The sequence below is a fragment of the Brevibacillus sedimenti genome (assembly GCF_020923495.1).
Lineage (GTDB): Bacteria > Bacillota > Bacilli > Brevibacillales > Brevibacillaceae > Brevibacillus > Brevibacillus aydinogluensis.
Genome location: NZ_CP064048.1, coordinates 1195483 through 1221685, shown reverse-complemented (window position 1 = coordinate 1221685; position 26203 = coordinate 1195483). Strand labels below are relative to the sequence as shown.

Annotated in this window: 27 protein-coding genes; 1 reads left to right on the top strand and 26 read right to left on the bottom strand. The window is 56.6% G+C overall.

The window, feature by feature from the left end:
* Positions 1-101: 101 nt before the first annotated feature.
* The 17 genes from IRT44_RS05805 to glmU form a co-directional block, all read right to left on the bottom strand.
* Entirely contained in the window at positions 102-467 is a 366-nt protein-coding gene (locus tag IRT44_RS05805; RefSeq protein WP_171567215.1) for a S1 RNA-binding domain-containing protein, read from the bottom strand.
* 42 nt (positions 468-509) lie between these two features.
* Positions 510-818, bottom strand: a complete 309-nt coding sequence (locus tag IRT44_RS05800) for an FtsB family cell division protein (RefSeq protein WP_171567214.1) — start codon at positions 816-818, stop codon at positions 510-512.
* A 21-nt stretch (positions 819-839) separates the two neighbouring features.
* The gene (gene yabQ, locus IRT44_RS05795) at positions 840-1412 is read right to left on the bottom strand and encodes a spore cortex biosynthesis protein YabQ (RefSeq protein WP_171567213.1); all 573 of its coding nucleotides are present in this window, start codon (positions 1410-1412) and stop codon (positions 840-842) included.
* Positions 1409-1693: a sporulation protein YabP gene (gene yabP / locus IRT44_RS05790; RefSeq protein WP_171567212.1), complete on the bottom strand. Its 285-nt coding sequence runs from the start codon at positions 1691-1693 to the stop codon at positions 1409-1411. The genes yabQ and yabP overlap by 4 nt, the downstream gene beginning before the upstream one ends.
* A gap of 151 nt (positions 1694-1844) precedes the next feature.
* Positions 1845-3884 (bottom strand): copper amine oxidase N-terminal domain-containing protein, encoded by a 2040-nt coding sequence (locus IRT44_RS05785; protein ID WP_230077612.1) that lies wholly within the window; start codon positions 3882-3884, stop codon positions 1845-1847.
* A gap of 162 nt (positions 3885-4046) precedes the next feature.
* A complete protein-coding gene (locus IRT44_RS05780) occupies positions 4047-4715 on the bottom strand; it encodes a tetratricopeptide repeat protein (RefSeq protein WP_230077611.1) in 669 nt (222 codons plus the stop codon).
* Positions 4716-4805: 90 nt separating this feature from the next.
* On the bottom strand, positions 4806-5099 hold the full coding sequence (locus IRT44_RS05775; protein WP_029098019.1) for an RNA-binding S4 domain-containing protein: 294 nt from the start codon (positions 5097-5099) through the stop codon (positions 4806-4808).
* A 21-nt stretch (positions 5100-5120) separates the two neighbouring features.
* Positions 5121-6596 carry a bifunctional methyltransferase/pyrophosphohydrolase YabN gene (gene mazG / locus IRT44_RS05770; protein ID WP_171567209.1) on the bottom strand — a complete coding sequence of 492 codons (1476 nt, stop codon included), beginning with the start codon at positions 6594-6596 and terminating at the stop codon, positions 5121-5123.
* A gap of 30 nt (positions 6597-6626) precedes the next feature.
* Positions 6627-8264, bottom strand: coding sequence for a putative polysaccharide biosynthesis protein (locus IRT44_RS05765; protein ID WP_171567208.1), 1638 nt, complete (start codon positions 8262-8264; stop codon positions 6627-6629).
* Positions 8265-8408: 144 nt separating this feature from the next.
* Entirely contained in the window at positions 8409-8951 is a 543-nt protein-coding gene (spoVT, locus tag IRT44_RS05760) for a stage V sporulation protein T (RefSeq protein ID WP_171567207.1), read from the bottom strand.
* 273 nt (positions 8952-9224) lie between these two features.
* Positions 9225-10283, bottom strand: a complete 1059-nt coding sequence (locus tag IRT44_RS05755) for a peptidylprolyl isomerase (protein WP_171567206.1) — start codon at positions 10281-10283, stop codon at positions 9225-9227.
* Between the two features lie 36 nt (positions 10284-10319).
* Complete coding sequence (mfd, locus tag IRT44_RS05750) at positions 10320-13868, bottom strand: transcription-repair coupling factor (RefSeq protein ID WP_230077610.1); 3549 nt, start codon at positions 13866-13868, stop codon at positions 10320-10322.
* A gap of 143 nt (positions 13869-14011) precedes the next feature.
* Positions 14012-14242: an anti-sigma-F factor Fin gene (locus IRT44_RS05745; protein WP_171567204.1), complete on the bottom strand. Its 231-nt coding sequence runs from the start codon at positions 14240-14242 to the stop codon at positions 14012-14014.
* A gap of 115 nt (positions 14243-14357) precedes the next feature.
* Entirely contained in the window at positions 14358-14924 is a 567-nt protein-coding gene (gene pth, locus IRT44_RS05740) for an aminoacyl-tRNA hydrolase (RefSeq protein WP_230077609.1), read from the bottom strand.
* A 295-nt stretch (positions 14925-15219) separates the two neighbouring features.
* On the bottom strand, positions 15220-15843 hold the full coding sequence (locus tag IRT44_RS05735; protein ID WP_230077608.1) for a 50S ribosomal protein L25: 624 nt from the start codon (positions 15841-15843) through the stop codon (positions 15220-15222).
* 89 nt (positions 15844-15932) lie between these two features.
* The gene (locus IRT44_RS05730; RefSeq protein ID WP_171567201.1) at positions 15933-16883 is read right to left on the bottom strand and encodes a ribose-phosphate diphosphokinase; all 951 of its coding nucleotides are present in this window, start codon (positions 16881-16883) and stop codon (positions 15933-15935) included.
* Positions 16884-16907: 24 nt separating this feature from the next.
* A complete protein-coding gene (gene glmU, locus IRT44_RS05725; protein WP_230077607.1) occupies positions 16908-18290 on the bottom strand; it encodes a bifunctional UDP-N-acetylglucosamine diphosphorylase/glucosamine-1-phosphate N-acetyltransferase GlmU in 1383 nt (460 codons plus the stop codon).
* A gap of 267 nt (positions 18291-18557) precedes the next feature.
* On the opposite strand from glmU, the gene IRT44_RS05720 reads away from it, so the two are divergent.
* The gene (locus IRT44_RS05720; protein WP_230077606.1) at positions 18558-19574 is read left to right on the top strand and encodes a CobW family GTP-binding protein; all 1017 of its coding nucleotides are present in this window, start codon (positions 18558-18560) and stop codon (positions 19572-19574) included.
* A 121-nt stretch (positions 19575-19695) separates the two neighbouring features.
* Here the strand turns inward: IRT44_RS05720 and spoVG are convergent, their stop codons facing one another.
* The 9 genes from spoVG to rnmV all read right to left on the bottom strand — a co-directional run bounded on the left by spoVG (position 19696) and on the right by rnmV (position 26193).
* Positions 19696-19983 carry a septation regulator SpoVG gene (spoVG, locus tag IRT44_RS05715; protein ID WP_029098031.1) on the bottom strand — a complete coding sequence of 96 codons (288 nt, stop codon included), beginning with the start codon at positions 19981-19983 and terminating at the stop codon, positions 19696-19698.
* Positions 19984-20173: 190 nt separating this feature from the next.
* Positions 20174-20557: a RidA family protein gene (locus tag IRT44_RS05710; protein WP_171567198.1), complete on the bottom strand. Its 384-nt coding sequence runs from the start codon at positions 20555-20557 to the stop codon at positions 20174-20176.
* A 7-nt stretch (positions 20558-20564) separates the two neighbouring features.
* Positions 20565-21395 carry a pur operon repressor gene (gene purR / locus IRT44_RS05705; protein WP_171567197.1) on the bottom strand — a complete coding sequence of 277 codons (831 nt, stop codon included), beginning with the start codon at positions 21393-21395 and terminating at the stop codon, positions 20565-20567.
* Positions 21396-21453: 58 nt separating this feature from the next.
* Positions 21454-22332: a 4-(cytidine 5'-diphospho)-2-C-methyl-D-erythritol kinase gene (gene ispE, locus IRT44_RS05700; RefSeq protein ID WP_171567196.1), complete on the bottom strand. Its 879-nt coding sequence runs from the start codon at positions 22330-22332 to the stop codon at positions 21454-21456.
* An 88-nt stretch (positions 22333-22420) separates the two neighbouring features.
* Positions 22421-23578 carry a YdcF family protein gene (locus tag IRT44_RS05695; RefSeq protein WP_171567195.1) on the bottom strand — a complete coding sequence of 386 codons (1158 nt, stop codon included), beginning with the start codon at positions 23576-23578 and terminating at the stop codon, positions 22421-22423.
* Between the two features lie 271 nt (positions 23579-23849).
* Positions 23850-24032, bottom strand: a complete 183-nt coding sequence (locus IRT44_RS05690; protein WP_029098035.1) for a small, acid-soluble spore protein, alpha/beta type — start codon at positions 24030-24032, stop codon at positions 23850-23852.
* A 171-nt stretch (positions 24033-24203) separates the two neighbouring features.
* Positions 24204-24476, bottom strand: a complete 273-nt coding sequence (gene veg, locus IRT44_RS05685; RefSeq protein WP_029098036.1) for a biofilm formation stimulator Veg — start codon at positions 24474-24476, stop codon at positions 24204-24206.
* A 263-nt stretch (positions 24477-24739) separates the two neighbouring features.
* Positions 24740-25642, bottom strand: a complete 903-nt coding sequence (gene rsmA, locus IRT44_RS05680; protein ID WP_230077605.1) for a 16S rRNA (adenine(1518)-N(6)/adenine(1519)-N(6))-dimethyltransferase RsmA — start codon at positions 25640-25642, stop codon at positions 24740-24742.
* Positions 25639-26193 (bottom strand): ribonuclease M5, encoded by a 555-nt coding sequence (gene rnmV, locus IRT44_RS05675; protein ID WP_171567358.1) that lies wholly within the window; start codon positions 26191-26193, stop codon positions 25639-25641. The genes rsmA and rnmV overlap by 4 nt, the downstream gene beginning before the upstream one ends.
* Positions 26194-26203: the final 10 nt, after the last annotated feature.

Sequence of the window (26203 nt, the reverse complement as noted above, 5' to 3'; positions counted from 1 at the left end):
ATAATTACCATTCGTCACGTTTTTAAAATGCCCTTCCTCAATTTATCGTCAAATTGCGCATTTTTGTTAGAAAGAAAAGTGAAAAAAGTCAAAACCTTTCGCTAACGACCTCGTCCTCGCTTGTCCCGTTTTTTCCGCAGAGACATCTGGCGGTCTTCGCTGTCCTTGAGGAACCGGCTCAGCTTTTCTTCAAACCCGTCTCCTCGCTCCCGCTGGGGACGCGGCCCCCGCTCCTTGTCCCGGGCTTTTTTAATGGACAGGCCAATCTTGCCGTCACGGACGTGCAATACCTTTACCGTCACGACATCGCCCACTTTCAGGTGCTGGTGAATATCCCTCACATACGTGTCCGCAATTTCGCTGATGTGCACGAGACCGGTCACGCCGCCGGGCAGCTCCACAAACGCGCCGAATTTCGTGATGCCAGTCACTTTTCCTTCAAGCTTGCTCCCTACCTCGACTCCCATGAAAGTGGAAAGCCTCCCTCTGCTCGTAGATAACCTGAGCGACTATTCCGGAATCACGTATATGCTCTCCCCAGGCTTGGTGAGAAACCACTCTTTTCGCGCCAGTTCGGCGATGTACTCCTGGTCGTACAGACGGCTTGCCTTGTAAGACAGCTCCGCTTGCTGCTGCTGTACCTCGGCCGCTTCCTTCTTCAGGGTTTCCAGCTCCGCTTCCTTCTCAGACAGCATTCCACTCTGGAGGTAGAGTGTGTAGCCGATCCAGACAAACAGGCAGAGGACGAAGAACAGAAAGAGACGTATCCTGCGCTTTTGCCCTTTTCTGTTGACGTGAGAGGGGGATGGTGTAGTCATGTCAGGCCACCTCTAATGTCGTTACTCCTGCTTCTTCTTAGAGTGAAACCAATTCTTCCAATTGGTCCAAAATCCTGTTGTGTTTCGGTACATTTTTTTCCCCAAATGCCGACCCCATCTGGCAAAAGGAGACGCGGTGTAACGCGCCAGCTTCCACCCAAACCCGAACACGGTCATCACGGCCGCGTACAAAGACGCAAGCAACATGAAGACCAGGCGGTAGACAAACAGGATGGGACGGATGATGAGCAGGTCAATCACCCGCAAAATGGTTCGATATAACCACTTACAAAATTTTATCACGGCCATCAGGAATTGGATATACTTCTTACTTCCTATGACAAAATACACCCATGCCCCAAACAACATGCCGAGAAAGATGGGAAACCGTACAATGCCGTCATTCACCTTGACCAGGATGAAAAACACAAGCCCCATGCTGCCCAGCCAGAACAACACGTCGCAAACAAACAACAGCCACGCCGGCAGTCTGCTTCTTCCTGTCAAGACGTGGTAGGTATCGTACCCCATCCCCATTAGCGCCCCGCACGCCGACATGACCAGAACCGTTTGAATCTGAACGGCAATGCTCACTTGAACAACTTCCCGAAGAATCCTCTGGACCGGTCGCTGGCGTGCCCTTGTTCCAGATAGACCATTTCGTGAACCAGGCCGTCAATCGCCACTTCTCCGGTCTCCAGACTGAGGTTTTTCATATGCAGGTTCTGGCCGCGTATGGTTAAATAGCCGCCTTCCGTCTCCAGCAAGAACTCCTCGCTGTCAAAGCTTTCGACGTTTTTCACTCCGGAAATCGCCAGGCTGCGGCGGTTGATCATCACGACTTCGTGGCGAGGCCGCTTCATCTGGTCGTTCATCCTGCTCCCTCCTAACGTACCGCTTCTTGTACCATCGTATGGAGGGGGATGTCCTTTTAGACCAAAAAACAGCCCCACCGAAGATGACGGTGAGGCTGCCCCAACACTAAGCCCCGTTTCCGCGGAAACGGGGCAGCGTGCTTTCGTGTGTTTACTTGTACACGGTGTAGTTGCCGTTGTAGTAGGTGATCTTGTACTGCGTCCGCTCGGCGACGAATCGGAGCGGCACGACCGGCATGTTGTTGCGCGCCTGTACGGCGACCGGCAGCGTCACCGCCTTGCCGTTGACGGTCGCGGTCTTGGACCCGACCGTGAACTGGATGGTAGTGCCCCCGCTGACGATCCGCGCGGAGGACTTGGTCCAGGTCACGGACATGCCGAGCGCGTCGCGGAAGAAAGACGCGGGCATCAGCGTGTGGCCGTTTACGGTGAACGGCGCTGCTGCCAGGGCTTGCGTCTTGCCCTGTTTGGTAAACGACGCCACGTTTGCCTTGAAGCTGACTGCGTTTGGCGACACGATGGTAACCGGGCGGGAGAACAGCACTCCCTGCTGTTCGGACGTATAAACCCCGATGCTGTAGGTGCCCGGCGCAGCCGGTGCGGCGATGCCTGCCGACTCCAGCACGTTGATTTGGACCGGCACGTTAACCGGGAGGTCTTGCGCCGGGTAGACGAGCACGTTCTTGCCGCGAACGCCGACGTACGCGGCCGCAACCCCGTTGACGGTCACGCTGTTCGGCTGGATGTACGCCGGTACGCGGAATTCGAGCGGCAGTACGATTTCGACAAAGCCCTTGTTTTTCTCCAGCGGCATGCCCAGTGCCTTGATTCCGACCTGCAGGCCGGTGACTGCCTGCGCCGCCGTTTTGGTCAGCCCCACTGTGGCCGTGCTGTTGTCCACAGCCACCGGCGCGGCGGGAACTGCATTACCGGTGATGTCGAACGGTTTGGACCAGTACTTTTTCTTGTCCACCGTGACGACCAGCTCGTACGATCCCGCTGTTTTCGGGTTGGTCACAAAGGCATCCAGGCCAAACTCAATGCTCAGCTTGCTGCTGCTGCTAAACCGGCTGGGCGTGCGAAAAGAAACCTTTCCGCCGCTGACGCCGACGTTGGTCACCTGTTCGCCGTTCACCTTGATCGCGGACTCGGAGATGAAGGGCGGGACCATGTCCACACTGGGAAACTCCACCGTGATGTCGGTGCCGCCGCTCACTTTGGCGGACAAATTCAGATCCATCCGGTAACTGCTGCGGGCCCCCGGAGCCTTGTCGGAGAGGGCTACGTCAAAGGACGCCTTTTTGGAATCCTTGATCTCGACTTTCTCCGACTCGTACGTACGATTGTTGTACGACACCTTGTACACGTAGCTGGTTCCGGCCTCGGACGGGTTTTGAATATCCGCCGATGTGGCAAACTCCAGCTTGATGTAGTTGTCCCCGTCCGCGCCGCTGGGCACCTCGATTCGCACGGTGTCACTGTCCGTGACGGAGACGTTCTGGGCTTTGTAGCTGTTAACCTTGACATCGGATTTGTCGATGCTTTTCGGCAGCATGTCCTTTGCCGGGAAATCGACGTAGATGTACTTGCCCTTTTTCAACTTGTCCGACTTGGACAGGCTGATTTTGCCCAGCGTCAGCGAGGTGGAAGCTCCCGCATCTTGACTGCTTTGGCTGACTTCGAACGATTTGCTGCTTGTTTTGTTGCTGCTTGAGGATTTGCCGACGGACACCTTGTAGCTTTTTGACGACTCGTTTGAGGTCTCCACTTTGATGGTGTAGTCGCCCTTGCTTTTCGGATTGGTGATCTTGTCGATCGTCAGGGTCAGCGTCGTGTCCGCCTTCACCCGTTCGTCCACTTTTACTTTGACGGTGGTCTTGCTCACTGACACGCTCTTGATGTCGATCGAGCGGCCACGGTCATCCTCCAAGCTGACGTCCGACCGTTTCAGACTTTTGTACACCTTGTAATCGCTGGGAAACTTGACGATGATCTCGTCTCCGGCCTTCAGGTCCTTGTCGATTTCAATCTCGATCGTGTATTCGGTCTCCTCATCCGTGTCCGGATCGTCTGCTGAAACATCTTCCACGGTCAAGGCATAAACGGTCTGCGGAACTGCCGCGAACGGCCCGGTCAACACCGTGACGGCCAACAGCGCGGACAAGCCTGTTTTCGCGCTTTTGTTCACCATTAACGCCTCCTTTTCCTGCAACTCCCTCCATCATAGGAAATGAGTGGGAAAGAAGTCGTTACAAACAGGTAACAAATCCCTGCGAACCGCTTTCTCCGGTGTTTCCCGCAGCCGTGTTCGCTGCACCCTGATGGCCAGGAGGCCGCATTCACGCGTCGATCTTCATCGATTCAGCCACGCCAGCAGCGCCCACCGCCGTTCCATGCGCCGCTTGTAGGCCGGCAGTCCGCGATAGACCTCAACCGCCTCGCGAAACGCCTGCTTGGCCCGTTCCTTCTGCGTAAGCTCCGCGTACAGCTTCCCCAGCTTGTAGTAGACCTCGCACGACGACGTGTGCATGGACGCCAGCTCTTCCAGGAACCCCAGCGCCTTTTCGCGCTGGTTGTGGGCGGCATAGGCTTCGCCCAGCCGGAGGTACGGTTCCCCGTATTTGACGCGCGGATTGATCGTCAGAGCTTGCTGAAGCAGCCGCTCTCCCTCCTCCACCCGGCCCAATTTGAGGCAGCAGATGCCGCGATCGCTCAGATACTCGGCCGATTCTCCCATCGACGGCGCTATCTCTTCCAGGTAGGCCAATGCCTCCTGGTACCGCCGCCTCTCCATGAGCAGCCGGGCGGCCTCCAGCTTTGCCGAGGTGTCGTGCGGATTGAGCGCTACCTGACGCTTGAGCGCAGCCAGACGCCGGTTTTGGCGAAACGGTTTGGTAATGTCGGGCAGCAGCCGGACAAAGCGAAGATCAAGCAGATACAAAAGAAGCAAAATGATAATCAGGGCGGCAAACGGGTTGCCGGTCAGCCACCACAAGATTGAAAACAAGAAGACTTTCCCCACAGTTTCTCCCTCTATTCTTCGCGTAAGTTGTTCGCTATTACTATAAGAGGCTCCCTGGTCATTGTCAATTTTTGTTAGAAAAAGAAAAGACTACCCTCTGAGGTAGTCCTCTTCTTCCTTTTCGTCGCGCGGCACCGGCACTTCGCCTACTACGGTGTACAGGGAAGCGGCCTCCTCCTTGCGCGGGTTCTCCTTGATGTCCTCCACTTTGACCACGACGATCTTCTGGCCGAAGCGAATTGCCAGTTTGTCGCCGATCTTGACAGTGCTGGAGGCTTTCGCAGGCCGGTCGTTGATTTCCACGCGCCCCTGATCGCACACTTCCTTGGCCAGGGTGCGCCGTTTGATCAGCCGCGACACTTTCAGGTATTTGTCCAACCTCATGGACACGGTTCCCCCCTTCTTTTATTCGCGGTGTTTTGCTTCCTCCCACCAGGCGTCCATCTCCTGCAGATTGGTCTCTTCAAAGGTACGGCCTGCCTGGCGCAGTTTCTCCTCGATGTAGGCAAAGCGGCGCTTGAATTTGCGGTTGGTCTTCGCCAATGCTTCCTCCGGGTCCAGCTTGAGGAAGCGGGCGAGATTGACGACCGCAAACAGCAGATCGCCCAGTTCACCGGCGCGCTCTTCCGGCGCAGCTTCCCGCAGCTCCCGGAACTCTTCCTCCACTTTCCCGAAAACGTCGGCGATGTCGTCCCAGTCAAACCCGACTTCTGCCGCCTTTTTCTGCAGCTTGTAGGCGTACATCAACGCCGGCAGGTCGCGCGGAATGCCGTCCAACTGCGACCGGGAGCCAGGCTCGATGCCTTTGGCCGCCTTTTCCCGGGCCTTGATTTCCTGCCAGTTGGCCAACGCTTCCTCCGCGTTGCCTGCGCTTTTGTCGCCAAACACGTGCGGGTGACGGCGAATCAGCTTTTCGTTTAGCCCGGCGACGACGTCGTCTACAGTGAAGTAGCCGTCCTCCGCCGCCATCTGGGCATGCAGCATGATCTGCATCAGGAGGTCTCCCAACTCTTCGCACATCGCGTCGGGATCGTCGTCGTCGATGGTCTCCAGCACCTCGTACGTCTCTTCGATCAGATTCTTGCGGATGCTCTGATGGGTCTGCTCCCGATCCCATGGACAGCCATCCGGGCTGCGCAGGATGGCGACAATCTCTTTCAAATAGGCAAACTGCCGGTAACGCACCCGCTCGTCCTGCGTCGGCGCCACGTAGACCAGTGTCAGGTTGCCGAAGTGATCCAGCCGGTCCAGCTCGTACAGCGGCACCGTTTCGATCCGCTCCTGTCCGGCTACGCCGACTGCGGTCGCCACCGTGACTGGATGCTCGTCCGGCAGTACCTCCATCAGCGTCAGCTTGACGTCGGAGGCCACAAACCTGTCATACACCTGAGCGATAATGGTGTGCAGCATCGGATTTACCTGATCAGCCCGCATGTCCGTGCCGTCCAGCAGGGCAAACCCCTCGATCGGATCGATCTGCAGGCGGGCAAACAGCGGATCGAGAAAACTTTGTCCGCCTCCGATCACAACACGGACCTCTCCGTTCGCCTCCCGCTCCAGCAGCAGTTGGACAGTTCGCTCCGCCACCAGCGGATGACCGGGCACAGCGTAGACAATGCTGCCCTCCTCTGCCGTTTTTGCCAGAAGCGTCTCGACAATCCGTTCGTACACCTCTGCAAATGTCCCGTGCTGTTCGTAAATCTCGTCGAACGACTCGTAGGCGACACCCTCCGCGGCCAGACTGGCCACCACCGGGTGCTCCCGGGTTCTGAGGTAGAGCTTTTTAGCCTGCTTCAATGTACGGTAGACCCCGTACGGCAGTTGTTCCAAATCGCCCGCGCCGAGTCCGACGACCGTAATCGTGCCCGCCGCATCACTCATGCGCCGTCCCTCCTTGTTTTCCTTCTCAACTCATTGTCCGCGCAGCAGACCAATCCGTTCCAGCAGCGCAACGATCCGTGCCCCCTTCGGCAGGAAGCGGAGATCGTCCCGCGTCAATCCGCCCGTTTTCAACAGCGCCAGCAAATAGACCACTGCGCCACACCCGACCGCTAACAGGGCCGTAAGCGTGTAGGCAAGCCGGCTGGACGAAAGCGCGCCGGGCGCCAGCATCATGCATCCCCATTCCACCACAAGCACGACGACGGACATGATCAGCACCGACAAAAACGGCTTCTTGGCAATCTGCCGCAAACCGATGCGCGCCTTGGTGTACTTGACGACTCCCAACACGTTGAGCCCCATGGCGACCAGATACGCCATCACAGTGGCAAACGCCGCCCCGGCAATGCCCCAGAACGGCACCAGCGCCAGGTTCAGCACCAGTTTGAAGACGACTCCGATCAGCAGGTTGCGGGCCGGGCGCATCACCCGTCCCATTCCCTGCAGGATGCCGGCACTGGCGATGCTCAGCGTGGCAAACAGGATGGTAAAGGCCTGGATGGCCAGCGCTTCCGTCCCTTTGTCGTCGCCGTAGAGCATGATGTTGACCGGCTCTGCCAGCAGCGCCAGTCCGACCGAAGCCGGCAGTCCCAGCAAAAAGGTGAGCCGGATCGCCACTTCCGAACGGCCGGCAATCAGCCGGTACTGCCGCTGTGCCGCCGCCTCGCTGATCGCCGGAACCAGCGCCAGCGAGAGGGAAGTGGCGAAAAACGTGCCAAACTGAATCAACGGCTGCCCCCGGTCATAGGCGCCCTTTGCCACTTTCGCCAATTCTTCCTCCATGCCGCTCCACTGCAGCATGTTGACGACGGTCAGCGAGTCCACCAGCGGGATCAGGGGCAGCACCAGCGCCCCCATGCAGATTGGCAGGGCGTAAAACAACAGGCTTTTCAGCACCTGCCGGTTGCCCCAGACAGCCACGTCGGCCGATTGGGTCACGCCCTCCCCGATCGGTCCGGACTGCTTGTCCCTTTTCCAGTACCACAACAGGACAAGCACCGCCGCCACCGCCCCGGGAAATGCGGCGAAAACTGCGCCCGTTCCTGCCAAATAGGCGTCCTGGTAGACGCTCATGGCCCAGAAAGCGGCCAACAGAATGAAAACAACCCGGATCAGCTGTTCAATCACCTGCGATACCCCGGTCGGCATCATGTTTTGATGTCCTTGAAAGTACCCTCGCAAAATGGCTGCCATCGGCACGATCGGCAGCGACCAGGCGACCGCCCGTAGTGGGGTGACCAGGTGTTCATCCCCCATGAAGCTGGCGATCAGCGGTGCTCCGCCGTACAGCAGCGCAAAGAAAAAGAACCCCAGCACCACAAGTGTGACGCTGGCAACGCGAAACGCCTTGCGCGCGCCAAGCACATCCCCGACCGCGATGCGTTCGGAGACAATCTTGGAGATGGCGATGGGAAACCCGGCCGTCGCCAGGATCAACAGCGTGGTATACAGCGGATACACCTGCATGTAGACGTACAAGCCGATGTCGCCGGCAATATTTTGGTACGGGATGCGGTACACTGCACCCAGCAGTTTGGAGACCAGCCCGGCTGCCCCCAATATGGCCGCTCCTTTTACAAATTGGACGGATGCCTTTTCCTGAGCCATGCGCGTGATGTTCTCCTCTCAAAACACAAACTGCGTCCATTATATCACAACCGATCAACGGGAAGAAAAGCGGGGGATTGACGCGTCCTCCACCTCCGGACGTAAAAAAAAAAACAGCCCCGCCGCACGAGGCTGTTTGACGTGTTACTGCTCCATCTGCTTGGCCAGGAAACCGGCCGCTGTCTCTGCCATTTTCATTTCCAGATCGCCCATCTTGGTCCCCTCGTTTTTCGTGAGGAGAATCACCGCACCAATCGGGTCGCCGCCGGCCACGATCGGCGCGATCACAAAGGACCCGTACGTTTCTTGCAGGTCGCGGCAAATTTCATACGTGCCCGAATTCTTTTCGACGCGCGTCTTCCGCTCTTCCAGGCATTTTTCCACGATGCTGCCGATCGGCTTCTCCAGGTACTCCTTCTTGGATGCGCCGGACACGGCGATGACGCTGTCGCGGTCGGAAATCAGGATGATATGGTTCAGGCTTTCGTACAGCGAGTCAGCGTATTCCTTGGCGAAATCACCCAGTTCTCCGATGGGCGAATACTTCTTCAGGATAACCTCCCCGTCGCGGTCCACGAAGATCTCCAGCGGATCGCCTTCGCGAATGCGCAGGGTGCGACGAATCTCCTTTGGTATCACGACCCGGCCGAGGTCGTCGATGCGACGAACAATACCAGTTGCTTTCATGTCATGTTGCCTCGCTTTCGTGAGAAGTGGGTTGTGAAAGAGTTGGTGGTTACCTGTATTTTTTCCTCAGATTCTCATTTTAACGACGAGTGACGACTGCAACATTTTCCAGTTTGATTTTGTTACTCTCCCCCGGGCGGTAGCGAGTGACTATAGTATTCGCCGGAGCTTCAAGAATATGCGAGAAAACGAAAAAACAGGGAACCTGAGTTCCCTGTCAGACTGAAGACGTTGCATTTCCAGGCCAAAAGGCCTGCACTCAAAAGACCCGTCCTATTTGGCCTGTTCCGCAGGCTGTTTCACTTCCGGAAGGTTGTACTTGGTAATCAGCTTGTCCAGCTCGGTATTGCCGAATTTGTCGTACTCCTGCTCCAACGCCTGCGCGCGAAGCTGTTCCTTCATCTCGTCAAAGCTCTTTTGTTTCCGGCTTTCCACCTTCATTACATGGTAGCCGTAATCAGTTTTTACCGGATCACTGATTTGCCCGATTGGCAGTTTCAGGGCCGCGTCCTTGAACTCCGGCACCCATTGGCTCACGTCGGCGTCTTCGTACAGACCGCCCGTGTCCTTGCTGCCCGGGTCGTCGCTGTGCTCTTTGGCCAGTTTGGCGAAATCCTCCCCTTTTTTCAGGCGGGCCGCCAGATCGTTGGCCAGTTTGAGCGCTTCTTCCGGTTTCCGATTTTCGGTGGAGATCAGGATGTGGCGGACAGAGGCGACGGTCAGCGATTCCTTGCTCATGCCGTCGTACATCTTTTTCAACGCCGCGTCATCAATGTTCTTTTTCAGCACGTTGATCGAGTTGTTGATGAGCGTCATCTGATCGATCACGAGATTCTTGGTGACGCCCTGATTCTCCATCAGCTTGTCAAACTTGGCATTGTCGTTGCCCAGGAGGCTGAGATACTGCTCTTTGATCTTGTCGAAGCTCTTCTCAGCCGTCTCCCTGGACTCTTTCTCGATCGCAGCGTCGGCTTTGGCGGCCAGGATTTTCGTCGCCGTGAATTCACGGGCGAACGTTTTTAACATCTCCTGATCCGCCACTTCGATCATTTGCCCCTGCATCGGATTGAGGAAGTTAATCACTCGCAGGAACGTCTCAAATTCCTTCCCGCTGAGCGTGCCTCCCTGGTACTCGACGACAGCGGCATTTTGATCCACTTTGAACGGCAGGTTCAGCTTGGGAAACTGCGCCAGCGGATCGTTTGCCTGGTCACCTGCTGCTTGGTTCTGGTTGGTCTGGTTGGAAGCATCTGTGTTGTTGTCTCCTCCGCATCCGGTCAGCAGTGCCACGACCAGGACGGCGGAAGACAAAATGGCTACAGATCGTTTCATGGAATGGCTCTCCCTTCCCGAAAAGCCCGTTCTCCCTCAGGAGACGGTGCTTTCCGTACTGGTGTCCTTGCGCACCAAGTGAAATTGACGCAGCAGCTTTTCGACAAGCTGCACGCCTTCATCTTCCCGTAACCCTTTTACTTTAACAGTAATGACGATCTGTTGTCCACCCGAGAGCCCCAATCGCCTGTTCCAATTGCTGGCCAGTGCGAACAACGCGCCGCCGTCGATGTTGTTGTTCTGGCTGGGATGCAGATACAGTTTGATCTCGTCCGGATTTTTCTGGCTGATCTCGGTGATGTGGTGCTTGAGCGCGTACACCCGCAGGCGTGAGATCGTGAGCAGGTTCTCCACCGGTTTCGGCACGGGGCCGAAGCGGTCCAGCAGTTCCTCGGCCAGGTCGTCCACGTCCTCCAGGGAGGAGACGGCCACAAATTTTTTGTACATCTCGATTTTCTGCCGGCTGTCGGTGATGTAGAGCGACGGGATGTAGGCGTCCAGCTGCAGGTTGATCTCCACCGGGGAGACGCTCTCCTGCTTCACTTCCCCTTTCAGCTCGTCAATCGCCTCTTTCAGCATCTGGCTGTACAGGTCAAACCCGACCGAGTTGATGAATCCATGCTGCTCGGCGCCCAGCAGATTCCCGGCGCCGCGGATGGAGAGGTCGCGCATCGCGATCTTAAAGCCAGAGCCGAGCTCGGTAAACTCCTTGATCGCCTGCAGCCGCTTCTCCGCCACTTCGGTCAGCACTTTGTCCCGCTGGTAGGTAAAGTAGGCATAGGCAATCCGGTTGGACCGGCCAACCCGTCCACGGAGCTGGTACAGTTGGGACAAGCCCATTTTGTCCGCATTGTAGATGATCAGCGTGTTCACGTTGGGGATGTCCACGCCCGTTTCAATGATCGTCGTGCTGACCAGCACATCGTAATTGCCTTCCAAAAAGTCCAGGATGATGCCTTCCAGCTCGCTCTCGTTCATCTGGCCGTGCGCCACGGCGACGCGGGCGTCCGGCACGAGCGCAGCGATTTGCTCCGCCATCTGCTCGATCCCCTGCACCTGGTTGTAGAGGAAAAAGACCTGACCACCACGGGCCAGTTCCCGTTCGATCGCCTCCCGCACCAGCGCCGGGCCGTACTCCATGACATAGGTTTGCACCGGGAAGCGGTTTTCCGGCGGCGTCTCGATTACGGACAGGTCGCGCACGCCGATCATCGACATGTGCAGTGTCCGTGGAATCGGCGTCGCGGTCAGGGTCAGCACATCCACGTTGGTCTTCATCTGTTTCAGTTTTTCCTTGTGGGTGACACCAAAACGCTGTTCTTCATCGACGATCAATAGTCCCAGGTCGCGAAACTGGACGTCTTTGGACAGCAGTCGGTGCGTCCCGATGACGACGTCCACCGTGCCTTCCTTCAGCCCTTTCAACGCGGCGTTCTGCTCTTTGCGCGAGCGGAACCGGCTGAGCACTTCGACACGGATCGGGTAGTCGGCAAAACGCTCGCGGAAGGTCTCGTAATGCTGCTGCGCCAAAATGGTGGTGGGCACAAGCACGGCCACCTGCTTGCCGTCCATGACCGCCTTGAAGGCCGCCCGGATGGCCACCTCTGTCTTGCCGTAGCCCACGTCGCCGCAGACGAGACGGTCCATCGGTCGACGCTTTTCCATGTCCTGCTTGACTTCAGCGATCGCCCGGAGCTGGTCGGGCGTCTCCTGGTAGGGAAACATCGCCTCAAACTCCCGCTGTTCCGCCGTATCAGGCGAGAAGGCGTGGCCCACAGCCGCTTCCCGGGCCGCGTAGAGCTTGATCAGGTCTTCCGCAATGTCTTTGACGGAGGACTTCACCTTGTTCTTGACGCGCTTCCACTCGCTGCCCCCGAGGCTGTAGATTTTCGGCTCCGACTCTTCGCTGCCCACGTATTTCTGCACGTGGTCAATCTGGTCGATCGGCACAAACAGGCTGTCTCCGCCGGCGTACTGAATATGCAAGTAATCTTTATGAATTCCGAGAATTTCTTTGGTTTCGATCCCCAGGTATTTGCCGATCCCGTGGTTGACGTGCACGACGTAGTCGCCCGGTTTTAGCTCCAGGTAGTTTTTGATCCGCTCGGTGTTGGTCATCGTCTGTTGGACTTTGCGCGCCTTGCGCTGTTTGGGGGTAAAGACTTCCCCCTCGGTGATGACGACGAGCTTGTTCAACGGCAGTTCAAACCCGGTTTGTAGGTTGCCGATAATAATGGTCGGACGACCGGGTGGAACCGATTCCACCGACTCGGTCAGCAGGTCGGCTTCCATCTCGTAGTCATGCAGCACCCGTTCCAGACGCTTGGCCCGCTCCAGATCGGCGGCAACGAAAACGATCTGGTCCTGGGATTTTTTCCAACGGGCCAGCTCCGTCTTCAGCACGTTCATCTGGCCGTGGAAGTTTTGCATCGTCCTGCAGGTGAGATTGACGATGTTTTGCGGCTGCGTTTTGGGCGATTGGCGCAAAAACAAAGACAGGTAGACGATCTGCCGCTTTTTCGCGCCCACGGTCTCCTCGTAGGAGCGGGACAAGCTCAAATTGGCCATGTACTCCCCTTCGGCGATCCGGCCGGTCAGCCACTCCGCCTCCTCTTTTTGAAGCTGCGCCGCCGTATCCAGCACGCGGGACGGTTCGTCCACGATCAGCACCGTGTCAGCCGGCATATAGGAAAGCAGCGTATCGTTCGTCGGGTAGAGGACCGAGATGTAGGAATAGAGATGGGAAAACCGCTGTCCCTGCATCATCCGTTCCACGTCGGCGCCGATTTTTTGCACCACTTTTTCTTTAGCCGCCCCGTCCTTCAGTTTGGATACGGTTTCGCCCAGCTTTTGCTCCAGCCGGACAGCTGCCTCCTGCAAGAGTGCGGTCGTGGCAAAGACCTCCTTGGCCGGCCCGATTGTAAACGACTGGACGGACGTAAGCGAGCGCTGCGTTCCCATGTCAAATGTGCGGATCGAGTCGATTTCCACATCAAACAGCTCGATCCGCACCGGCCATTCCGAGTCGATCGGGTACAGGTCAATGATCCCGCCGCGCACGCTGAATTCACCTTTTCGCTCCACCATGTCGACGCGCTCGTACCCCAACTCCACACAGCGGAGCAAAAACGCGTCAATGTCCAGTTCTTCGCCGACCCGCAGTTCGATCTGCGCGTCCCGCCAGATGTGAGGCGGCACGACCAGACGGCGTACGCCGGCGAACGGCGCAACCAAAATACCCGTAAAGCCTCGGGCTAAACGGTTGAACACGTGTACGCGCTGCGCCAGCATCTCGGGACTGGCGATCGCCAGTTCGGAGCCTATCAATTCGTTTCCGGGAAAGAGCAGCACCTCGTCGGCGGGGAGGAGTTCGATCAGATCCTCGTACACTTTTTGCGCTTGAAACATGTTATGGGTGATGACGCACATCGGACGGCCCGCCATCTGTTTGAGCGCCACCATCAGCGCTTGCCGGGCGGAACCGGCCAGACCGGAGACGAGCTGTTCGTGCAGCCCCTTTTCCAGGCCGGCGACAATTGTCCCGATGTTGGCGTCCCGTTTTATCGGGTTAATGATGACTTGCATTCATTAGTCCCCTCTCTGGATTTTCTGTCATGCGAAAAGAAGCCTTAGCTCAAGAAGCCAAGGCCTTGTCCTTGCAAGCCTTACACCGAAAGCATTTCGCTTCCTCCATATATTATTTATAAGAGGATGCAGCTGTAGGAGTGTTATTGGAGCGGATTACCGATCAGGGAAAGCTCCGGATGCAGATCCAGCGCCTCACGACAGTAGGCGCACGTGATGCTGACAACCGTGTCTCCCTCAGGTTCTTTGGTTATTATAAGAGCACGTTCTTCCGGGGTCAAGGAATCCAACCCCAACTGTGCTTCCGTCACACGCGCATCGTCAAATTCCGCAATCCTGATGCCGCAGCAGCGGCAGACATAGCGAATGCTCACTCGCAATACACCCCCAGGCGAATCTACCGCTTAGTATGGTCGAGGGGGTGGAAAAACATACTTGATCAAGCCGCATGGCGTGAGCGGTTTTTTGACGTTCAGACGCTTAACCGTGTTACTTCCGACTGTTGTAGCGGTTCATCACGAGCTCAAACGGTTCTCTCGTCCACATCGCGGCAGCCTCAGCTGCCTGCTCCACGGCAGCGTTGATCACCGGGCGCTCGGCGGCAGAAAAAGTCTGCAAAACGTAATCGCTTACACTCCTTCCCGGTTCGGGGCGACCGATGCCCACCTTGATTCGCTTGAACTCCTGGGTACCCATGTGCTGGATCAGCGATTTGATGCCGTTGTGTCCGCCAGCGCTGCCCTTTAACCGCAGGCGAAGCTGGCCGCAAGGCAGATCCAAATCGTCGTAAATTACCACAATATTATCCGGCGTCAGCTTGTAAAACGACAGCACCTCGATAACGGACTCCCCGGACAGATTCATGTAAGTCTGCGGTTTGACCAGCAGCACCTTTTCCCCTTCGATCCGGCCCTCGCCAACAATGGCGCGAAACTTGTGCTGTTGTACGGGAATGTTCCACTTATCGCTAATTTTATCTATGGCCATAAACCCTGCATTATGTCTTGTATCTTCATATTTTTTGCCGGGGTTGCCCAGCCCAATGATCACTTTCACGGTTGTTCCCTCCTAACCTCCCCTCATTGTACATAGAAAACCAAGCTCCGCCAAGGCGGTGACACCTACATAAAAAAGCCCCGAACATCCGGGGCACAGACTGAAGACAAACGGTTCATTGAGTTAGCGTCCACAAAAAATGATTTCCAGGCCGAAAGGCCTGCCCATTCATCAACCGAAGCGGAAGACAATGTGCATCGCATGGAGGGATGGGCCAAGCGAGCGGGCCCGATCTCCCCTGCGCCGCGGACTTTGTCTACACGCTGAGCCCCAAACATCCGGGGCAGGAGCCACTCTATGTGGTTTTGGCTTTCTCTGGCGGCGATCCGGCCTCTTCGGCCACAGCCTCGGCCGACTGTTCCGCCTCCACTGCTTCGTCCGACTTGGCCTTCACCGGCAGGATGCTTACAACCACTTCCATCTCGTCAATCCCGAGATCGACGTCGGGCGGAATCTCCAGATCTTTGGCCAGCACCACGTCCCCGATGTTGAGGCCGTCGACATTGACGGTAAACGCTTCGGGAATGCTGCCGGGCAGGCAGGAGATTTCCACGCTGTGGCGGACCAAGGTGGCCACCCCCAGTTCCGGGTCACCCTCCAGCAGCACCGGGACGCTGGTGTGCACTTTTTCATTCATATTGATTTTTTTGAAGTCAGCGTGAAGAATGTTGCCCTTCACGGGATGACGCTGCAGTTCGTAGACCATCACGGGGTGTTCGTTGCCGTTGACCACCAGCTTGAATGGCTTGTTGGTGGACTGATGGCGCAGGGCCTGATCCAGTTCCCGTCCATTCACCTGGATCGCCAGATTCTGGACGTCGCTTCCGTAGACGACAGCCGGGACCCAGCCCTGGCGTCGCAGTTCGTTGTTCGTCGGCTGTTCTCCCTTGCGGCGGATGATCGCCTTGATCGTTTCCACAAAAAAACCTCCTCTGGACAGCTAGCAGATTCTTCCTTCTCCCTAGCTTGTCCAGCGGAGGCGTATTTCAATCGTCTGACCGGGTTGTACTAATCAAACAGCTTGCTGACAGACAGCTCTTCGTGAACGCGGATGATCGCTTCCCCGATAATCGGTGCCACAGACAGCACCTTGATCTTGTCGATCATCCGATCCTGGCTCAACGGGATGGTGTTGGTCACTACCAATTCGCTAATCTTGGAATCGTTGATTCGCTGGATGGCCGGGCCGGACAGCACCGGATGCGTGCAGCACGCGTACACGTCACGCGCACCTGCTTCCACCAGCGCGTTGGCCGCCAGCGTAATCGTGCCAGCCGTATCGATGATGTCGTCAATGATGATTGCTGTCTTACCCTCGATGTTCCCGACGATGTTCATCACTTCTGCAACATTTGGCTCCGGACGGCGCTTGTCGATGATCGCAATCGGCGCTTCCAGGCGCTCCGCCAGCCTGCGGGCACGGGTTACGCCACCGTGGTCAGGCGAGACGACGACGATGTCCTGCAGGCCTTTTTCGGCAAAGTATTTCCCCAGAATCGGTACGCCCAACAGGTGGTCGACCGGGATGTCGAAAAAGCCCTGGATTTGCGTCGCGTGCAGGTCCATCGTGATGACGCGGTGCGCCCCTGCGGTCTCGATCAGATTGGCGACCAGTTTGGCCGTAATCGGATCGCGCGCGCGGGCTTTCCGGTCCTGACGGGCGTACCCGTAATACGGAATCACGACGTTGATGCTCTTGGCAGAGGCGCGTTTCAGCGCATCGACCATCACAAGCAGTTCCATCAGGTGTTCGTTAACGGGAGCACATGTTGGCTGAATCACAAACACGTCACAACCGCGAACGCTTTCGTTCAATTTGATTTGACACTCGCCGTCGCTGAAGCGGACTGCTTCCGCATTGCCCAGCGGTACACCGATGTGCTCCGCAATCTCTTTTGCCAGTTGGCGATTTGCGTTGCACGTAAAGACTTTCAGTTTGGGATCGCGGTAGTTAGCCATGATAGTTAAAAAAACCCCCCGTTGTTAATCCTTCTTGCCTTTGCGTGGCAGTTTGTTAGCATAACCCGGCTTGTTTATCTGACGCTCTCGAGCAATGGCCAGCGCTTCGTCCGGCACGTCCTGTGTAATGGTGGAACCCGCTGCTACATACGCTTGTTGTCCCACAGTAACCGGCGCAACGAGATTGGTGTTGCAGCCGATAAAAGAGCCGTCCATTACGACTGTTTTGTGTTTGACGGCGCCGTCATAGTTGACCGTAATCGTACCGCAGCCGATGTTGACACCCTCGCCAATCTCGGCGTCGCCTACGTAGCTGAGGTGCGGTACCTTGGTGCCTTTGCCGATTTTCGCATTTTTCAGTTCGACAAAGTCGCCGATTTTGACACTCGGGCCAATTTCCGTTCCCGGCCGCACATAAGCAAACGGTCCGACCGTGGAGTCTGCTTCCACACGAGCGTCGACCATGACGGAGTAGGAGATGGTGACACGGTCTGCCACCTGCACATTGCTCAAATCCGCCTGCGGACCAATCACGCAATCGGCGCCGATGGTTGTCCCTGCGCGCAAATACGTTCCGGGCTGAATCACCGTATCCGCACCGATCACCACGTCCGCTTCGATGTACGTGGATGCGGGGTCGACAATGGTCACGCCGTTTTTCATATGGCGCACGGCGATGCGTTTGCGCATGTATGCTTCGGCTTCGGCCAGCTGCGAGCGGTCGTTGACGCCCATCGTTTCATCCGGGTCAACCGCTTCAAACGCGGCCACCTTTTCTCCTGCTTCCCGCAGAATGCCGATACAATCCGTCACATAGTATTCACCTTGAGCGTTGTCATTTTTCACTTGTGCCAAGGCTTTCAATAATTTTTGATTGTCAAAACAGTATATGCCTGTGTTGATTTCTCTGATCGCCCGTTCCTCTGGAGTTGCGTCCTTGTGCTCGACGATTGCCTGCACCTCACCTGTTTCACTGCGCACGATGCGTCCGTAACCGGTCGGGTCCGGGACGACAGCAGTCAGTACAGTTGCAGCTGCCTGCTGCTCTTCGTGATAGCGCAAGAGGGCAGTGAGCGTCTCCTCGGACAGGAGGGGTACATCTCCGTACAAAATAAACGTAGTTCCTTCTTTCGCCTGCAAAAACGGTACCGCCTGCTGTACGGCATGAGCCGTACCCAACTGTTCCTTCTGCAAAGCGTACATGACGCGGTCGCCCAATCTGGAACGAACAGCGTCAGCACCATGACCTACGACGACGATGACATCCTCCACCCGCATGGAAGCCAGCGTGTCCACCACATGCTGGACCATGGGCTTGCCGCAGACGGGGTGAAGAACTTTGTACAGCTTCGATTTCATCCGCGTTCCCTGACCGGCAGCCAGTACCACGGCATGGATCTTAGACATGTCAACCCTCCAACGTATAAGTTCCACAATGACTATATCTTAATCAAATGGTGATTTCAAGACGGTAGGCACTGGTTTCCCATGGCGATTTTTAGTCGTTTGACGCCTGTTTCCCACCTGGATTATGATGGGAAGTGAACCGAGAGCGGGTCTTCAAGGGAATTGTCAGTCTCTTGCGAAAATATAAATGTAACATTTTTGACATTTTTCCCAACTCCGCCCTCCGTGTTCTGACCGTTACATGACAAGGCAAGGGGGATGGTGGCGTTGAGCGCTGGCGTATACATGTTGACCGGGTATCTGGGCAGCGGAAAGACGACGCTGTTACAAAAACTGCTGGCCTATCTGCAAAGCCAGGATGGTCGGGTCGTGGTCCTGATGAATGAGATGGGCGAGGAAGACATCGACGGCGAGCAGATTCAGGGTTTTGGCTTTCCGGTAAAAAAGCTTCTGGACGGCTGCATCTGCTGCTCCATTCGCGGGGAGCTGACGGAAGGTCTGAAGGACATTCTCGCTTCCTTTGAGCCTGACCACATCCTGATCGAAACCACCGGCGTGGCCGATCCGGTCGATGTGGTGGACGCACTGACACATCCGGAGCTTTACGACAGATTGGAGCTCAAGGGAATCATCAGCGTCGTGGACGCGTCCCGCTTCCGCAGCCTTATCTCCCGTTTTCAGTCGAGCAGCACGCTGGTCAAGACGATCCGCAACCAGGTGAAGTACGCCGATTTGCTTCTATTAAATAAAATCGATCTGGTCACCCCGGATGTGTTGGAAAAAGTAAAGGCCAAGCTGCTGGAGCTGAATCCGCACGCTCCGATCCACCAGACGATCCAGAGCGACATGGACCTGCGGGAACTGTTGAACATCAAACGCGCCGCCGAACGCAGTGCAGCCATACAGGCCCGGGACAAGGCCGGCACTCCTGTGCAAAAAAGCATAGGACGAATGTCCACCCTGGATAAAGTAAAACGATCGCTCGGCTTCTCAGCCGGTCAGCCGTCGCTGTACAACAGCATCGAAACCTTTTCCTACCATTTTACTGGACCGGTAGACGCAGACAAGTTTGAGGATTTTCTCTGGGATCTGCCGAAAAACGTCTACCGCGCCAAAGGGTACGTGCTGTTTAAAGGAAGGGAGGAACTGATTTCATTTCAGCACACCGAAAACCAGGTGCACCTGTTTCCGTTCGAAAACTTCGGTCCGAAGATGGTAGCCGTCTTTATCGGCGAAGGATTGGACAGGGAAAAAATCATAGCCGATCTGGAGGCCTGCTATTAGCGGCGAAAACGGCAACAGGACCGGGACCGGTGGAACAGCCTCGCCTGGCTTTTCGTCCGGCTGCTTCGGCAAGAACAAAGCACCCAGTCGTCGAGACCGGGTGCTTTTTGCTGGACTTGAATCAAGCGCCTGCTTCGATGGTGTTCTCTTCTTCCTGACCGACGCGCTCGTATTCAGCCAGCACAGCAGCCTGAATCTTTTCGCGCGTGGCAGAGGAGATCGGATGTGCGATGTCGCGGAACTCCCCATCCGGGGTGCGTTTGCTGGGCATCGCAACAAACATGCCATTGTTCCCGTCAATGACACGAATATCATGAACCACGAATTCATGGTCAATCGTAATGGACGCAATGGCTTTCATTCTACCATCCGTATTCACTCGGCGAAGTCTTACGTCTGTTACTTCCATTAAGTTCACTCCCTTTATCTATCAAAGCGTTTAGGATTATTTCCACGCTCTGGGTAAATATTCCTGCTGGGTTACCGAATTTTTGAAAAAAAAAACGATAATTTTTCTCTCCCCTGCGGGACAAATGCGCAAAAAACAAGTCCGACACGGCCTGGTGTCGGACTTTTTGATTATTCTACACGATTCTCCATTATTCTCCTGCGTACGCAATGACTTCGATTTCCACCTTGACGTCGCGCGGCAGACGAGCCACTTCCACCGTAGAACGGGCCGGTTTGTGATCGCCAAAGTATTCGGCGTACACGTCGTTCAGCCGGCCAAAATCGTTCATGTCCTTGATAAACACAGTCGCTTTCACCACATCAGCGAGCGACAGCCCGGCTTCGGCCAGGATCGCCTTGATGTTGGCAAACACCTGGTGCGCCTGGTCCACGATATCCCCTTCGACCAGGGTGCCGTCCGGGCGCAGCGGGATTTGACCGGATGCATACAGAAAAGGGCCTGCCTTGACCGCCTGGCTGTACGGACCGATTGCCGCCGGCGCCTTGTCCGTCGAAACAAATGAAATCGCCATCTGTTCATTACTCCTCTCTGTTGTGAAAATAACTGCCCAGCTCGATCTCGATTTGCTTGCCCTTCACATCCACATCGCGCAGCTTGGCCAGCGAAACGTACTCGTCCACGAGACGATCCGTGACGTCAGCCGTCTCCACCAACACGCCGCAGCCCACCACAGTGGCGCGGAACTCCTGCAGGAGATCGATCATGCCGCGAATCGTGCCGCCGGCCTTCATGAAATCGTCGACGATCAGGACACGGGACTGTTCGGCCAGCGCGCGGCGGGCAAGCGACATCGTCTGAATGCGCTTGCTCGAGCCGGACACGTAATTGATGCTGACCACGGATCCTTCCGTCACCTTGTTGTCGCGCCGAACGATCACAACTGGCACGTTCAGATAGGCGGCCGTTGCGTAGGCGAGCGGAATCCCCTTGGTTTCCACCGTCATGACCACTTCCACGTTCTTTTCGGCAAAGGCGGTGGCAAACAGCTTGCCGATCCGGGCCATGGTGGCCGGATGGCCGAGGATGTCAGACATGTACAGGTAGCCGCCCGGCAGCAGGCGGTCGGGATTTTCCAAATGGCCGATCAGTTCGCGCATGAAGTGAAGGGCCTGTTCCGTCTTCATCTGAGGAATGTACTTCACGCCGCCAGCCGCTCCCGCTACCGTTCGCAGCGCACCCACACCCTGGCTCTCAAACGCTTCCTTGATAATGGACAAGTCTTCGCTGATGGACGACTTTGCCGCTCCGTACTGTTCGGCAAACATGGTGAGTGGAATCAGCGTGTGGGGATGGGCGAGCAAGTGCTGCGTCATGTCGACCAGACGCGCACTTCTGCGCATTTTCTTCATGATTCTTCCTCCAAAAAAACCGAATATTATGGTGCTAATTTATCATTTCCATACGGGATCATGCAAGCATTTCCCCATCAGGCATCCCCAGCATGCGGGCCACGAACACGTCTTTGACAAATCCGCGCAGCGCGTTGTAGATACGGTGGACCTTCGCTTCCTTTTGCACGAGGGCGAACACGGTCGGTCCGCTCCCCGACATCAGCACCCCGTCCGCTCCCGACTGTTCCATCAGCTCCTTGATCTGCCGGACCTGCGGGTGCATGTCCAACGTCACCTCTTCCAGCACGTTACCCATGGAGCGGCACATCAGTGAAAAATCCTGTTCGCGAATCGACCTGATCATTTGCTCTGTGGAAGGATGGCGGGCGATCTCCTGAACGCGCAATCGGCCGTACACGTCAGCCGTGGAGACCCCGATCGGCGGTTTCGCCAATATGACCCAGCAAGGAGCGGGAGCCGGCAAATGGGTGATCTGCTCGCCTCTCCCCCTGGCGAGTGCCGTGCCGCCGTAGACGCAAAACGGCACATCGGACCCGATTTCCGCCCCGATGGCGGCCAGCTCGTCCAGACTCAGCCCGAGATTCCAAAGCTTGTTTAGGCCGCGCAGGGCGGCTGCCGCGTCACTGCTTCCTCCGGCCAGTCCGGCGGCTACCGGAATCTGTTTGTCAATATGCACATGTACGCCCTGACGTATCTGATAGCGTTCACGCAGCAGCACCGCCGCCTTGTAGGCGTGGTTGCGTATGTCGTCCGGTACAAAACTGGCAGAGCAGTCCAGCGTAATGGCGCCGTCCTGGCGCAAGGTCAGGTCTACGCGATCCGCCAAGTCCACTGTGGTCATCACCATTTCCACTTCGTGATAACCGTCCGGCCGTTTGGCCAGCACGTCGAGAGTCAGGTTGATTTTGGCGGGCGCTTTGACCGAGATACGCATGTTGTTCACCTCTGCCTACGTTCAGATTTTCTAGTCTCTTATTGTAGCACAGGGGTTCTCTGCCGTGCCAGTTGGACGGAAGAAAAGCCTATCGCTGTTTTCCGGGATACGCCCAGATGCCCGAAGCTCTCAACAGGTCACGGTAGGTGACCAGTCGCTCGTCTTTCGTCACCTGCTGCGCCTCCTCGATCGTCGGGTAATCCAGGCTGGCCACATGGCTAAATCTGACGCTCCCGCTGCTGCCGTTCATCTTCGCGTACAATTCGCCGGCTTCGCGAAAGACGGTCAATGCCCGTCTCATATGGCTCGCGCTAGTCACCAGCGTGACGTCGCGGATCCCTTCCCGCTCCAGGATCGCCATCGTAAACAGGGCGTTTTCCACCGTGTCCGTCGACTTGTTCTCCAGGAGGATGCGGTCCTGGTCAATCCCTTGGGAGACCAGCCATCGGCTCATCGCGTCCGCTTCGGTGACGCCCTGCTTTGGCACTCCGCCGGTAACGATGATGTTGGCCTGCGGGTATTGTCTGGCGACCGCCAGGCCCGTTTTCAGCCGGTCCACGAGCGGCTGGCGCATCGAACCGTCGTCCGCCAGCGCGTAGCCCAGGATCACGATCGCGTGCCGGGTTTGCGGCAGCCCGGCCGGAACCGCGGTGTTGAGCCTGCCGGCCAGGATCTCGTCTGTCGCCCGCAGCTTTTCCAGATAGGCGGCCGTCCTTTGCGGATCGATCGTCCGCAGCCTGGACACGGCCTCCTGAAACGCCCGCTCGTCTCCGTTCGCCTTGGAGTAGACGGCGAACAGCAGGGTGGCGTTGAAATTGTCAGGGTCCAGGCGCAGGATCTGCCGGTACGTCTGCAGGGCTTCGGGCAGCTTTTTCTGGATGACCTGCGTCGACGCCAGCGAAAACTTCAGATCCAGATTGTACGGATCGAGGATCGTCGCTTCCCGAAAGGCGTGTTCGACCACATCGTATTTGCCTTTCAGGGTGATGCCCTTGAAGATTTCCTTTTCCGCTTGCTGCAGGTCGCCGCCGTGCCAGTAGTAGTACATGGCCGTGTCGACCAACTGATTGATGCGGACGGATGTGGGCTCGTCGTTTTGGATGACGCTCGCCGGCGCTTCCGCAGACGCTGATGGCGGCGGCTCGGGAGATACCGCCTCCGTTTGGGCCGGAACTGGTGTATAGAGCGCCGTAGAGATGACAAAAGCGGCCACTGTTCCCCGTACGATTCCCTTGCTTTTCCACATACTTCCCATTCCTCCTGTCGCTGATCGATCTGTTTGGTGCGTAACCCTCGCCTGTTCCCGGTCTGCTGCCCGCTTTCACCTCCTGAAAAAAGCATGAGCGTCCAGAGCAGAGGGACTCGCCCCTTGCCGCTTCCGTTCGCTCATGCCTAGTTCGCCTAGTGACACGCGTGTGTATTTTTCTGAATATTCTATCATAATAGGCAATGCGGAGCAACTGCCGCGAAACCAAAAACGCAGGAAGAAGCCGGGTTTCCCCGGCCTGTCAACGAGTTTATTTGGCATTCTGTTTGGCTAACGCTTCCTCGGCAATCTGAATCGCGCGTTTGACCAGATTCCCGGCATCGCGCGTGGTGATGGCGCCCCAGCCTTCAGTTTTTACCGTGTCGTAAAACCCCAGCTCTTTGGCCAACTCCATCTTGAACGCTTCAGACATGATGCCTCGTCTGCGACCCATAACATCCTCCCTTTCTCGTTGACAGCCTTAGTATGCGCGAGGTCGGACAAAAAAACCCCGGCCATCCTCTCGATTCAGCCGACACAACGATGGCGCCGAATGGATATAATATCGAGTACCAAGCCAGGGAACAGCAGGAGAAAAAAACAAAACAGCAGAGCCGCCAGGGCCCTACTGCTGTACAAAAGTAATACGAATGTGCTCGTTGTCACGGCACACTGTCAATTCTACTGTCTCCGTCAAGATGTCAGCATAGCTGTATGAAACTCGCTCAAACAATTGGTCGTCATCAAGCTTTACTACGAATACAGAGGGGTATGTTTCTTCGAGGATGCCCGTCCGTTCGACGGTTTTGCGGCGACCGCCATTGGCTTTCAGCAGGATGCGTTCGCCAATGTGCTCGTCTAAACTGCGTTTAATGTCAAGTAACGCGTTTCTTGCCATTATCTCATCCACCTCGCTTGATTCCATTATAACAGCCTATGCTTATTTTGTCAAAGAAATAAAAAATTATAGCAACCAACATCAACTCTTGTCAACGGTGTTTTTTTCGTGAAATCAGCAGATTTTTGTCACATGGTTTGTCCAAAAAAACCACGTCCGGCTACTAAAATTCCTAGCCGCTTTCGTCCTCTGATTATCATTTTCCCAAATGGTTGAGACTGTCCCAAAAATACCAAACGCCCCTTGTATCCAAGGGGCGTTCCTCATGGTCGATGCGTAAGAAGATTGCTGCGGCCAATGGCGTTGGCGAGCCGGGCAAATTCCTCGATGCTCAGCGTCTCACCGCGGCGGCCGGGGTCGATGCCCAGCTCAACCAGCAGTCCAACCACGTCTTCTTTTTGCGTTTTGTCAAACAAGCCGTTCATCAGATTGTTCAGCAGTGTCTTTCTCCGCTGCGCAAAACAAGCCCGCACCACGCGGAAAAACAGCGCTTCGTCGTCCACCTCGACAGGCGGCTGCTTGCGGATCGTCAGCTTGATTACAGCCGAGTCCACATTGGGCCGGGGAATGAACACGCTGGCCGGCACCACCATCGCCACTTCCGTCTCCGCGAAAAACTGTGCGGCGACGCTGAGCGAACCGTAGTCCTTTGTACCCGGCTTGGCTGCGATTCGATCCGCCACCTCTTTCTGGATCATCACCACGATATGCTCCAGCGGCAGCCGTTCCTCCAGCAGCTTCATCAGAATGGGCGTCGTCACGTAGTACGGCAGGTTGGCCACGACGCTCACCTGTTCGTAGCCGGCCAGCTTGTCCGCCAGGAGCGCCCGCAGATCCAGCTCCAGCACATCCCCGTGCACCACTTCCACGTTTTCATAGGGAGCCAGTGTTTCCGCCAGGATGGGCAGCAGCCGTTGGTCGATTTCGACCGCCACGACACGGCCGGCCGCTCTGCCCAACTGTTCGGTCAGCGCACCGATGCCAGGGCCGATCTCCAATGCCCCCTTCCCCTTGTCCAGTTCGGCCGCTGCCACGATGTTGTGCAGAATGTTGGTGTCGATCAAAAAGTTTTGTCCCAGGCTTTTTTTGAACGAAAAGCCGTACTTCTCCAGGATTTCCCTGGTCCGCGTTGGCGTGGCGATATCTTTGCCGACGGCTCGGGTCATGGCTGCTCCCCTCCTTCGTCAATGGCCTTCATCGCGGCGAGAAACTCCGCCCGACTGATTTGAAAGGCGTTCAGGCGTTGCAGCATCTGTTTGGCATTGGCGTACCCGATGCCCAGCCGTTCACCCAGTTTGATGCGCCGCTGTTTGGAATCCGGACCCGAGGTCAACCCGTAGGCGATCATGTCGTCGGGCGTGATCTCCCCAGCCTGATCCGCCATATCGGTACGCACCTCGGAAAGCGCGCGAACGATCACTTCGGGAGAGGCGTTTTCCACGCCGATGTCCCCTTTTTTCGTCCCGTCTTCCTGGGTGATAAATGCGTGCTTGCAGCCCGGCACCGCCCGGCTGATGATCTTGCGGATTCTCTCCCCCTGATAATCGGGGTCGGTAAAAATAATAACGCCGCGTTTTTGCTGGGCCAGGCGAATCTTTTCGATCGTTTTCGCGTTGATGGCAGACCCGCCCGTCTCGATCGTGTCCGCCTGCACGGCCCGCTTGATGGCGGCCGTGTCGTCCCGCCCTTCCACGACGATGACTTCTTTGATCTTCATGTCGCTGCTC